The organism is Rathayibacter sp. VKM Ac-2835 (assembly GCF_013266705.1).
Taxonomy (GTDB): domain Bacteria; phylum Actinomycetota; class Actinomycetes; order Actinomycetales; family Microbacteriaceae; genus Rathayibacter.
Genome location: NZ_JABSNQ010000001.1, coordinates 1,703,455 through 1,714,955, shown reverse-complemented (window position 1 = coordinate 1,714,955; position 11,501 = coordinate 1,703,455). Strand labels below are relative to the sequence as shown.

The following is an 11,501-nucleotide window of genomic DNA, read 5'->3' as shown; positions in this document are numbered from 1 at the left end:
GGCGTGTCGGCGAGGCGGCGCGCTCGGCGGCCACGGCGTCGTCGAAGCAGTCGCGCACCTCCGCGAGTGCTGCCGCGGTCTCGTCTTCTGACATACGAGTATTGAATCGGGGACCACCGACACCGGAGCGGGGAAAGGGGTCGATCGGGGACAGTGCCGTCGCATCGGGGGTTGGGGAGGAGGCTCGCTCCTGAATGTCTCGGCGAGGGTGGGTCTCGATACGCCCTCCGGGCTGCTCGAGCAGCAGGGGGCCGCCCCTGCGAGCTGCTCGAGCAGCAGGGAAGGGGCGCGCCGCTACAGGGCGTCGACGAAGAGCTGGGTGGCCTGGGGGACGTAGGAGGTGTTCGTCGACGGGTCCCAGCCGACGAGGGCGACGACGTCGCCGCCGACGCGGGTGGTGATGCCGACGAGGGTGAAGGGGGCGCCGCCGACGTCGCCGGTGACGGTCCAGCCGACGGCCTCGTCGGTGCCGGTGATCGTGGGCTCGGTCTGCTCGACGGTCGTCTGCACGGGCGTGCCCTGGAGGGCGAACAGCTCGGAGCCGTCGGCGCAGCGCTCGAGCGCGTCCTCGGCGGAGGCGACGAGGGCGGAGGCGGTGTCCGCGTCGCCGGTGCTCGCGACGACCGAGGTCATCGAGCGGTCGGCGCTCGTGCCGTAGGCGAGGCCCGCGTCGGTGAGCGTGTCGTCGGCGTCCCAGCCGACGCCGAACGGCGCGAGGCAGGAGGCGTCCGTCGCGGTGAGCCCCGGGTAGACCGAGCCGAGCATCTCCTCGGTGCTGGTGAACTCGGCCGGCACGAACTGGATGTCGTCGAAGATCGTCGCCAGCTCGGCGTCGGTGTGCTGCGGCAGCGGCTCGGCGGTCGGCTCGGGCTCGGCGGCGGTGCAGCCGGTCAGCGCGAGCAGCAGGGCGCCCGCGAGGGCGAGTCCGGCTCGGGCGGCGGTGGTGTGCGTCATGGTGGTTCCCCCTCTGCTCCGCCCTGCGTCGGGGCGGAGGCGGCCCGAGGCTAGCAGAGGCCTCGGACACTCCCGCCGAACCGCCGGCCCGCCCCAGCCGCCCCGCTAGATCTCCGTGTGCCCCAGGTCCGCGTGCGCGAGCAGCCGGATCTCCGGCTCCGCGATCGACTCGAACTCCAGCACGACCACCTCGTTGCGCCCCGCCCGGGTGACCGGCGACGGCACGATCAGCGTGCGCTGCGGCCCGCGCCGCCAGTAGCGGCCGAGCAGGAAGCCGTTCACCCAGACCAGGCCCTTGCCCCAGTGCAGCGTGTCGAGGTGCAGATCGGCCGGAGCGTCGAGCTCGAACGAGCCGGAGGCGAGCCCCGGCCCGGCCGCGAACGATCCGCTCCCGGGCACCCGGCCGCACTCGGGCAGGCACTCGAGCGCCAGCGGCCGCGCGATCCAGCCGCGGAGCTCGACCCCGTCGAGCCGCACGCCGCCGATCAGCCCCTTGTGCTCGCCGATCCGCTCGCCGTAGTTCACCCGGCCCTGGTCCTCGACCAGGATCGCCAGCTCGCCGGTGCCGCGGGGGAGGGTGATCGCCCGCTCGTGGTCGTCGCGCGCGAGCACGCCGACCGGCACGCCGTCGAGCAGCACCCAGGCGCGGTCGCGCACCTCCTCGCCGACGACCAGCCGGGCGGGAGCCGCCCCGGCGTCGAGCGCCGTCGTGAACAGCACGAATCCGTCGCCCTGCCCGAGGTCGTCGAAGGTCGCCATCGTCTCCAGGCGCGTCGCCGGACCGAAGACCGCGTCGAGCCCGAGCAGCGCCGGGCCCGGCACGAGCGGCGCGGTGAGCGCCGGCGCCGGCGGGGAGACCGCGGGCACCTCCTCCGGCACCGGCGCGTAGCGCGCGATGACCTCGCGGAAGGCCCAGTACTTCGCCGTCGGGTCGCCGCTCTCGTTCAGCGGGGCGTCGTAGTCGTAGCTCGTGGTGATCGCGGCGTAGCGGCCCTTGTCGTTCGCGCCGCTGGTCAGGCCGAAGTTGGTGCCGCCGTGGAACATGTAGATGTTGACGGATCCGCCGACCGCGAGCAGGGCGTCGAGCTCGCTCGCCGAGGCCGCCGCGTCGGTGGTGTGGTGCTGGGTGCCCCAGTCGTCGAACCAGCCGCACCAGAACTCCATGCACATCAGCGGGCCGGTGGGCTGGAACTCGCGCAGCGTCGCGAGGCGCTCGGCCGTGCGCGAGCCGAACGAGCCGGTGAGGTGCAGGCCGGGCAGGCTGCCGTCGGCGAGCATCTGCGGGGTCGGCTGGTCGATCGTGGTGAGCGGCACCGTGATGCCGCTGTCGCGGGTGACGCGGACCAGCTCGGCGAGGTACTCCTTGTCGGAGCCGTACGCGCCGTACTCGTTCTCGATCTGCACGAGCACGACCGGTCCGCCGCTGTCGATCTGGCGCGGGGCCACGATCGCGGAGATCCGGCGGAGGTAGTCGCTCACCGCCGCGAGGTAGTGCGGCTCGGAGCGGCGCACGCCCACCTCGGGGTCGCGGAGGAGCCAGGCGGGCAGGCCGCCGTTGCTCCACTCCGCGCAGATGTAGGGGCCGGGGCGCACGATCGCGTGCAGGCCCTCGGCGGCGACCAGGTCGAGGAAGCGGCCGAGGTCGAGCCCGGCGTCCTCGCGCCAGGCGCCGCGCTGGGGCTCGTGCGCGTTCCAGGCGACGTAGGTCTCGATGGTGTTCAGGCCCATCAGACGGGCCTTGCGGATCCGGTCGGCCCAGAGGTCCGGGTGGATCCGGAAGTAGTGCAGCGCTCCCGACAGGATGCGGTGCGGCCTGCCGTCGAGCTCGAAGTCGGTCGCGCCGATGGCGAAGCGGCTCTGGGCCTCGGCGGCCGGCGCGCCGGCCGGCGCAACAGTCGGCGCAGTGGAGTCGGGAGCGGTGGTCATGCGGGATCCCCCTCAGGATCATGAGACGGGTCGAGGCCGGCCGGAGGGATCCGACCGGCCTCGAACGCCGTGGGTGCTACTCGGAGACGGTGAAGCCCTGAGCGTTGCCGTACTCGACGAGCTTGCTCTGCCAGGCGGCGATGCCGTCGTCGAGGCTCGTCTTGTTGGCGTAGGCCTGGCCGACGGTGTCGCCGAAGACGCTGTTCGCGTAGACCTGGAAGGGCAGGTACGACCAGCCGGGACGGACGTCCGTCGAGGCCTGGGTCAGCACCTCGTTGATCTTCTGGCCGCCGAAGTACTCGGACTCGGCGCCGGTGAAGTCCGGGCTGCTGAGGTCGGCCGAGGTCGACGGGAATCCGCCGCTCTCGAGGAAGACGTCGACCGAGGCCTCGTCGCTGTTCAGCCAGCGCAGGAACGCGGCGGCCAGCGCCGGGTTCTCGCTCTGCTTGGTGACGGACTGGCCGCCGCCGCCGTTCTCGGCGCTGACGGCGGTGCCGTCGTAGGTCGGGATGGGCGCGACGGCCCAGTCACCGGAGGCGTCGGGGACGCTGGACTCGAGCACGCCGGGCATCCAGGCACCGGTGATCAGCGAGGCGATCGAGCCGTCGCCGAGGCCCTTGTACCACTCGTCGCCCCACGCGGGGGTGTCGGAGAGGAGGCCGCCCTCGACGAGCTGGTTCCAGACGCCGGTCCACTTCTCGGTGCCCTCGTCCTGGAGGTTCACGGTGACGTTCGTGCCGTCGGTCGTGAAGGGCTCGCCGCCCGCCTGCCAGATCATGCTGGTCGCGAAGCCGGCGTCGCCGGTGTCGGCGGTGATGAACTTCGACGGGTCGGCCGCCTGCAGCGCCTTGGCCGCGGCGATGTACTCGTCCCAGGTGGTCGGCACGGCGATGCCGTACTGGTCGAAGACCGTCTTGTTGTAGAACATCGCCATGGGGCCCGAGTCCTGCGGGAGGCCGACGAGCTTGCCGTCGATGGTGACGCTGCCCCAGGTGGACGCCGAGAACTCGTCCTCGAGGTCGCCCATGCCGTACTGGGAGAGGTCGAGCAGCGAGTCCGACAGCGCGAACTGCGGCATGGCGTAGTACTCGATCTGGACGACGTCGGGGGCGCCCGAGCCGGCCTTGATCGCGTTCTCGAGCTTGGTGTACTCGTCCTTGTTCGTGCCGGCGTTGACCAGCTCGACGTCGACCTTCGGGTAGGCCTTCTCGAACGCGGCGACCTGGGCCTCGGCGCTGGGGGTCCAGCTCCAGTAGGTGATCTTCCCGCCGGTCTCGAGCGCGGCGTCGAGGTCGGCCGCGGTACCGGAGGCGGTCGTGCCGCCGCCGGTGGTGCCGCCGGACGAGCAGGCGGCGAGCGAGCCCGCGGCGAGTGCTGCGGCCGCGACGACCGTCAGGGTCCGCCGGAGGGCGGAGTGGGCGATCTTCATGGTGATTCCCTTCACTTCTTCGTGCTGTGGGGTGGTGCGGGTGGAGTGGTGCGGGGCAGGACGTTCCGACCGGGGGGACGGGTTCGTGGGGGCTGTGACGCCGGAGGGCCTAGCCCTTGACGCTGCCGGCGCTCAGGCCGGACTGCCAGAAGCGCTGGAGGCCGAGGAACGCGACGACGATCGGGATGATCGTCAGCAGCGAGCCGGTGATCACGAGGTTGTAGATCGGCTGCGCGCTGACGCCGGTGGCCTGCGCGTTCCACTGGTTGAGGCCGACGGTGAGCGGGTACCACTGCGGGTCGCTCAGCATGATCAGCGGGAGGAAGTAGTTGTTCCAGGTCGCGACGACCGAGAACAGCAGCACCGTGACGATGCCGGGGGCGAGCAGGCGGATCGAGATGGTGAAGAAGGTGCGGAACTCGCCCGCACCGTCCATCCGCGCGGCCTCGAGCAGCTCCGTCGGCACCGACTCCACCGCGTACACCCAGACCAGGTAGAGGCCGAAGGGGCTGATCAGCGAGGGGATGATGATCGCCCACGGGGTGTTGGTGAGGCCGAGCTGGCTGAACATCAGGAAGGTCGGGACGGCGAGCGCGGTGCCGGGGACGGCGATCGCGCCGAGGACGACCGCGAAGACCGCCTTGCGCCCGGCGAAGCGGAACTTCGCGAGGCCGTAGCCGGCGAGCGTGGCGAGCAGCGTCGCGCCGCCCGCGCCGACGACCACGTAGAGCAGCGTGTTGCCGAGCCAGCGGAGGAAGATGCCGTCGCGGTAGGTGAGCGTCTCGGCGATGTTCTGGAAGAGGACGAAGTCGCCGTCGAACCAGAGGCCGAAGCTCGAGAACAGGCCGGCCTGCGTCTTGGTCGCGTTGATCACGAGCCAGGCGAGCGGCACGAGGCTGTAGAGGATGAACGCCGACATCAGCAGGGTGAAGGCGATCGACTTCTTCGGGGCGACCGAGGAGCCGCGGCGGGCGGGGCGCTTGGCCGGGGCGGCCTTGGTGGAGCGGGGTGCGGTTGCGATGGCCATCAGTTCTCCTTGCGCGCGCCGCGGAGCTGCACGACGTAGGCGATCACCGCGGTGATCACGCCCATGACGATGGCGACCGTGGCCGACGCGTTGTACTGCTGACCCGCGAAGGACAGGTTGTAGGCGTACATGTTCGGCGTGAAGTAGGTGGTGATGATGTTCGGCGCGAGCGTCCGGAGGATGTTCGGCTCGTTGAACAGCTGGAAGCTGCCGATGATCGAGAAGATCGAGGCGATGACGATCGCGCCGCGCAGGGCGGGCAGCTTGATCGAGCGGATGACGCGCAGCGGGCCGGCGCCGTCGATCTCGGCGGCCTCGTAGAGCTCGCCGGGGATGGTCTTGAGCGCCGAGTAGAAGATCAGCATGTTGTAGCCGACGAACTCCCACGTGACGATGTTGCCGATCGAGACCAGGATCCAGTCGCGCGAGAACGGCGCGATGAGGTCGGAGCCGAGCAGGTCGTTCACGTTGGCGGTGAGGCCGAAGTTGTCGCCGTAGATGAAGCCCCACATCAGGACCGCCACCACCGCGGGGACCGCGTAGGGGAGGAAGACGACGATGCGGAAGAAGCCCGTGCCGTGCAGCCGGCCGCTGTCGATCGCGAGGGCCGCGACCAGCGCGAGCACCAGCATCACCGGGACCTGGACGACCAGGAACAGCAGGACGCGGCCGAAGCCCTCCCAGAAGTTCGGGTCGCGGAAGATCGCGAGGTAGTTCTCGAAGCCCACGAAGGCGTTGCCGCCGATGAGCTGCTCGCGGAAGAGGCTGAGGTAGATCGAGTAGATCACCGGCGCGATGAAGACCAGCAGGAACACCACGAGGAAGGGGGCCACGAAGGCCAGGCCCTTCCACTCGCTCTTCGCCCGGCTGCGCGGGACGGCGAGCGGTGCGGCCGGCGGAGTGACCTCGCGCAGAGGGACAGGGGGAGACGTCGTCGTCATCGGCGGGATTCCGTTCGGGGTCGGTTCCGCCATGTTCACGTCAACATGGCAGAACGCCACCGTAGCATGGCGACGTCAACACGCGCACGATCCGTTAGGTTTCGATGGGGAAACGATGTTCCGCCGCCGGCGCGGGACTCGTGGAGGGACGGCATGGCGATCGAGACGAACGCGGCGACCGCCGTCCCGCGCCGACGGGGCGTGTCGATGGCCGATGTCGCACGGCGCGCGAACGTGTCCGGGCAGACCGTGTCGCGGGTGTCCAACGGCAAGCAGAACGTCGACACCGAGACGCGCGAGCGCGTGCTCGAGGCGATGCGCGAGCTGGGCTACCGGCCCAACAGCGCCGCGCGGGCGCTGCGCACCGGCCGCTTCCACAGCATCGGCGTGATCATGTTCACGCTGTCCTCCTTCGGCAACATGCGCACCCTCGACGCCATCGCGATCGCGGCGGCCGACGCCGGCTACTCGATCACCCTCATCCCCGTGCCGCACCCGACGCAGGGCGAGGTCTCGGTCGCGTTCCACCGCCTGAGCGAGGAGGCGGTCGACGGCGTCATCATCGTCGTCGAGGCGCACCTGCTCGACGAGGCCGACATCGTGCTGCCGCCGGACCTGCCCGTCGTGGTCGTCGACTCCGCGGGCGGCGACCGCTACCCCGTCGTCGACACCGACCAGGTCTCCGGCGCCCGCCAGGCCGTCGAGCACCTGCTCGAGCTCGGCCACCGCACCGTCCACCACATCGCCGGCCCCGAGCGGTCCTACTCGGCGGAGCGTCGCCGCGAGGCCTGGGAGTCGACGCTGCGCGCGCAGGGCGCCCCCGTGCCCGAGGTGCTCGTCGGCGACTGGTCGAGCGCCTCCGGCCACCGCATCGGGAAGGTGCTGGCCGCGGACCCCTCCGTCACGGCGATCTTCGCCGCGAACGACCAGATGGCGCTCGGGGTGCTGCGCGCCCTGCACGACGCGGGCCGCGCGGTGCCGGGCGAGGTCAGCGTCGTCGGCTTCGACGACATGGAGGAGTCGGCGAGCTTCTGGCCGCCGCTGACCACCGTGCACCAGTCCTTCGGCGACACCGGGCGGCGCTCGGTCGACATCCTGCTGCGCGAGCTGGAGTCGGGGGAGCGCTCGGGCGTGACGCTGACGCCGACGGAGCTCGTCGTGCGCGAGAGCACGGGGCCGGCGCCGCGCTGAGGCGTGCTGCACTGCAGAGTAATCAGGCCGCCTGAACGAGCGAGGTTTGCAATGGATAACGGAATGTCATAGATGCAACGACGTGCATAAGATGACGCGAGTTAAGACAATCCAGCACTTTAACTAGCGCAAATCTGCCTTTAGGCATGATTAGCTGGTTCTAGCTCGTGGTGCCAAGAAAACAGTCTACTTCGTCCTTTGATCGCGCTCGACGCTCCACGCTTGGAGGCCGTCGTAGCTGAAGCCAATTACGGCAATAACACGCGCGTTCGCGTCAACTTCTGCGACGAGACCGGCGTTCGACGGCGTGAAAAATGCCTTGACATCATTCTCGAGCAAAAGTGTGCCCCGGGTCGGTCCTTGAATAAGATCGACGCGGCCGGCCATGCGACGCAGAACCGGTGGCGGTGGCGCACCTGTTCGCCGCTCCCAACCAGCGACTTCTGACTTGCCCACTAGCTGGCTGAGACCCTCACCAAGCCCAAGCCAGTCGTAAACACTTCTTCGCTGCGGGAATCCCTGACTACGGTACTTCATCCGCTCCACCTTCTCGCTAAGTTCATCAGCGGAGGCAAGGCCGCCTTGAAGCGCATGTAGGGCAGTGATCACGTAGTCATAGTAGAAGGCATCGCGAGATTGGTCATGCTGGGCCCAGTACGAAACTACTTCGCGCGCACGCCCGAGAGTCACGCCCGAATATCGGCCGACGCGAAGCCAGGCTCGAACCGTTCTGCCGTCGGTTGGGTCATCCAAGAGGCTGGCATTCAGAAGCGATATGGCCGTCGATACGTCTTTCGCCGAAGCGCCAGCCCAACCACCATTACGGTTCTCATACAGTCTCGCTAGCCTGATTCTTAGAGCCGTCTTCGATCCCGACGTGGAGTCGAGAATATTCCGCCAGCCCTCGATCATAGCTGAGTAGTTGTCGTAGACGCCCTCGAGCTTGGCTCTAAGTGCGCGAACCGTTCGAGATGCCTGGTCATCGCCTTCGATTTCTCCTACCGCATTATTGCAATCCTCTGCTATGTCCAGCAACTCGGCGTAGAAGGCGGAAGACGGCCTCTTCAAGAAGGTCGCGTAGGACGATTCGTCCTTCTCATTTGACTTGCCCCATTCAATGACGCGGAGGCACAGTTCCGCAGACGAAACCAGCGGGTAGTCAGAGCTGTCATCCAGGAGTGCAGCTTGATCATAATCGGCCAGTGCGGCTCGCGACAAGTCCTCTACCCGAGCCTTGACGTCCTCGGGGAGTGCGCCAGTCGAAACTGCCCGGCGGTTGCGATCCAGGTAATCGTATAGCTCCCGCCGCGAGTTTGTCCCCTTCATGTGCCAGATGAATGAATCCATTCCGCTAAGTTCGAGCGCGAAGCCCATTGTTTCTCGTGCAGCCTCATGGTTCTTGAGCTCGAAGCTTTGGAAGCGAGAATAGTGGGCCCAGAAGTGCGCCTGCTCGGGAAACTGTTTCGTGAGTGCGGAAAAGACGCGTTCACGAGCATCTGACGGGATCTGTTCAATCAATTCGGCGTATCGGGCGCGGTCAGAATCGCTTCTCACCTCACGCTTAATGAACAGCTGCTGCAGCAATTCGTCGGCCTCACTGGTGAGCTGGGCGGTTGTTGACGCCGCCACAAAATCAATAAGTTGTTCAGCCCAATAACCCAGATTCATCTTCCAAGCGTCAACGCGTGATCGAGCGAGCCCTTCGAGAGGCGTCAGACACTCCCTCAGAACTTGCTCTGCGATCAGGGCGTGCGGAGTGCGCCAGTAGCCAACACGTTCCTCTAGGAGAAGCCCATCCAGCTGATTGGGGAATAGCTTTCCGAGGTTCACAGGCTTGGAATGACTAAGTTCAAGGTGAGGCGCAAAAACACTCGAATGAATTGAACCCCCACCGTAGCGGTGTGTTAATGCGGTCAAAATTACGACCGGCCGCGCTCGCGGGTCGAGGTCATCAAGGAAAGCCCTCACATAATCTGCAAGGCCGACGAATTTGTCTTGGAATGCTGTGAGAGCGAATAAAAACGGAACCTTCGATTCCGGGCTTCTCGTCCCGATAGCGTGCAGGAGGTTGTGTCGCTCCGGCTTCATCGCCGAAAAGAAGCGCCGAAACTGACTGAGTTCAGCGTCATCCATCGGAGGTAATGCTTTCGCTGGATCAGCGACTTCGGGGAGAAACCCCGACCGAGTGACAAGAAGGAGAAGCGCTGCGACCGAGTTCGAGCGCAAGCGTTCGAAGAGCGCGTCGGTGACCCGAGTGTTGTTCGATTCGACGACGACAAGAACCTTTTCGTCCGTCAACTTCGCAAGCAGCTCGATACGATCAGCGAGGGCGTCGCTGTCCGTGGGTCGGGTGGCCAAGATCACCGGATAGGAATCCCGCAAGTCCCACGCGACTCTTCTAGTAACGGTCGTCCCGCCCGCGCCAGGATAATGAGCAAACGTATGACGATTCGTGGATCGCTTTCCCAAGTATGTCGTCAAAGCACGATGAAGGGACCGTCTTGCGGGATCGCGATCGAGATCGACTTCGCTTGCGAGCTCGAACCAAGAGATCCGGCGCCCGCTATAGAAGTCCGTGCCGACTGCCTCGACGGCAAGTGACTCAAGTCCTGCATGACTATGTAGGAGCTCGTGTCCGTCTTCGAGGTACGACCGATCAGAATCACTCAAGATGACGCGGCCAGTAGCTGATGGTAGCGTAACTGCAGACGTTTCAATTGCAATCGGCACAGCCCGGCGGGGCAGCTTCAGAGCAGAGGCGTTTGCGTCCGCGGCCAGACAAACGGGTTCGAAAGACTCAGGAAGTTTTGGAGGTTCCGCCGATACAACCAAGACCGATACGCGGTCTCCGGCTGCGTCAAATATTTCCTCGATAATGACTCGAGCGTAGTCGTCTGTTTCTCCAAAAACGACAACTTTGACTGGCGCTGAAAATGACGTCGCGAGATTCGCCAAAATCTTTCGGATGTTCGGAAGAAACCTTTTCCTCCAATCTCGAAAATTTGGCGTACTAATTTCCGTCGCTCCGACTGTCGCTAACCCAGCCGCGGCGATCCATGTGGTCGCCTGACGGGACCAGGCCGATCCCTGTCCTGGGTGGATGAGCCGGACAGCTTCACCAATATCTCGAGACGAGCGGTAAGCTCCGTCAGCTTCATCGGTCATTGGGTCGAAGTCGATCAATGCGTCCCAACCCGCTGAGGCAACTTTTATGAGGCTCCATTTATCGAGTGTTTGACGTGCTACTACGGCTATGGTGACTATGCTTGAATCGAAGTTGCCGCAAGCGTGAACAATTGTTTTTGCTGTTTCTTGAGCACTCAGATTTGCAGCGTCAAGGTCTGGCCCGAACGTCGCCACGTGAGTTTGCTCTAGCTTGAACTCATTGAGTTCGATCCACTTCCCGCTTGAGACGCTCGCGAGTTCGAAGAACCAAGCACGGATGTCGCGCGAAAGCCGGTCTCTACTCGAAAGAACGAGAGCCGTTGAGCATAGGGAAAGCCAAAATTGAGAACGCCATTCGAGAGCGTAGCCGCGCGACCCGGCGAACTCGATACCGCTTTGCTCTACCAGGTTCCATGCATTTGCTAAGCCTACGCATGCCTGAGGGAGTGCGTTGTCGTCGCGCTCCTCTATCCATTCGAGAAGAGCAACAGCGAGCGATGGCTGCCAGCTGATCAGTAGTCGCTCGACCTCGGACAGCAGAAGGTTGGCCGGGTCATCCGTCAGCGATTGGTTGGGAGAGAAACTGGCGAGATCGATGAGGCGATATCGTTCTGGCTCCACTTGGCCCTGGATGGGCACAAGAATATTCTCCACATGTAAGTCACCGTGGACATTTCCCACAAGCGCGGTCGTCTTCTTGGCGCTTAGCTCGCCGCTAACCAAGTTCAGAGGATTTGGTCGAGTCTTCGAGGGGCTTGTAGCCGAAAAGATGAGGTGAGAAGCCGCCGGAACTTCTGATCCATACTCGTCAACTAACCACTGAAGAGCTGTGCCTGCTCGATCAAAGCGTCTGGACGCGCGAGATCCA

At 65.7% G+C, this 11,501-nt stretch carries 7 protein-coding genes; 1 reads left to right on the top strand and 6 read right to left on the bottom strand.

Translation table 11 applies throughout. The features are described 5' to 3' along the window. Window positions 1-294: 294 nt before the first annotated feature. From HRK28_RS07980 to HRK28_RS07960, 5 genes are all read right to left on the bottom strand, one after another. Complete coding sequence (locus tag HRK28_RS07980; protein WP_173250940.1) at window positions 295-954, bottom strand: hypothetical protein; 660 nt, start codon at window positions 952-954, stop codon at window positions 295-297. Between the two features lie 105 nt (window positions 955-1,059). Beyond that, the gene (locus HRK28_RS07975; RefSeq protein WP_173250939.1) at window positions 1,060-2,880 is read right to left on the bottom strand and encodes a beta-galactosidase family protein; all 1,821 of its coding nucleotides are present in this window, start codon (window positions 2,878-2,880) and stop codon (window positions 1,060-1,062) included. A gap of 76 nt (window positions 2,881-2,956) precedes the next feature. Then, window positions 2,957-4,309 (bottom strand): sugar ABC transporter substrate-binding protein, encoded by a 1,353-nt coding sequence (locus HRK28_RS07970; RefSeq protein ID WP_173250938.1) that lies wholly within the window; start codon window positions 4,307-4,309, stop codon window positions 2,957-2,959. A 109-nt stretch (window positions 4,310-4,418) separates the two neighbouring features. Continuing rightward, window positions 4,419-5,336: a carbohydrate ABC transporter permease gene (locus tag HRK28_RS07965; protein ID WP_173250937.1), complete on the bottom strand. Its 918-nt coding sequence runs from the start codon at window positions 5,334-5,336 to the stop codon at window positions 4,419-4,421. Further along, window positions 5,336-6,277 (bottom strand): carbohydrate ABC transporter permease, encoded by a 942-nt coding sequence (locus HRK28_RS07960; protein ID WP_123444496.1) that lies wholly within the window; start codon window positions 6,275-6,277, stop codon window positions 5,336-5,338. Before HRK28_RS07960 ends, HRK28_RS07965 begins: the two co-directional genes overlap by 1 nt. 153 nt (window positions 6,278-6,430) lie before the next feature. On the opposite strand from HRK28_RS07960, the gene HRK28_RS07955 reads away from it, so the two are divergent. Then, on the top strand, window positions 6,431-7,468 hold the full coding sequence (locus HRK28_RS07955; RefSeq protein ID WP_173250936.1) for a LacI family DNA-binding transcriptional regulator: 1,038 nt from the start codon (window positions 6,431-6,433) through the stop codon (window positions 7,466-7,468). 186 nt (window positions 7,469-7,654) lie between these two features. Here HRK28_RS07955 and HRK28_RS07950 read toward each other — a convergent pair whose 3' ends face one another. After that, window positions 7,655-11,356 carry a hypothetical protein gene (locus tag HRK28_RS07950; protein WP_217274413.1) on the bottom strand — a complete coding sequence of 1,234 codons (3,702 nt, stop codon included), beginning with the start codon at window positions 11,354-11,356 and terminating at the stop codon, window positions 7,655-7,657. Between the last annotated feature and the right edge of the window lie 145 nt (window positions 11,357-11,501).

Bases quoted from the DNA above. Each gene is read 5' to 3' on its own strand.
- HRK28_RS07980 (WP_173250940.1), bottom strand. From the start codon at position 954: ATGACGCACACCACCGCCGCCCGAGCCGGACTCGCCCTCGCGGGCGCC.
- HRK28_RS07975 (WP_173250939.1), bottom strand. From the start codon at position 2,880: ATGACCACCGCTCCCGACTCCACTGCGCCGACTGTTGCGCCGGCCGGC.
- HRK28_RS07970 (WP_173250938.1), bottom strand. From the start codon at position 4,309: ATGAAGATCGCCCACTCCGCCCTCCGGCGGACCCTGACGGTCGTCGCG.
- HRK28_RS07965 (WP_173250937.1), bottom strand. From the start codon at position 5,336: ATGGCCATCGCAACCGCACCCCGCTCCACCAAGGCCGCCCCGGCCAAG.
- HRK28_RS07960 (WP_123444496.1), bottom strand. From the start codon at position 6,277: ATGACGACGACGTCTCCCCCTGTCCCTCTGCGCGAGGTCACTCCGCCG.
- HRK28_RS07955 (WP_173250936.1), top strand. From the start codon at position 6,431: ATGGCGATCGAGACGAACGCGGCGACCGCCGTCCCGCGCCGACGGGGC.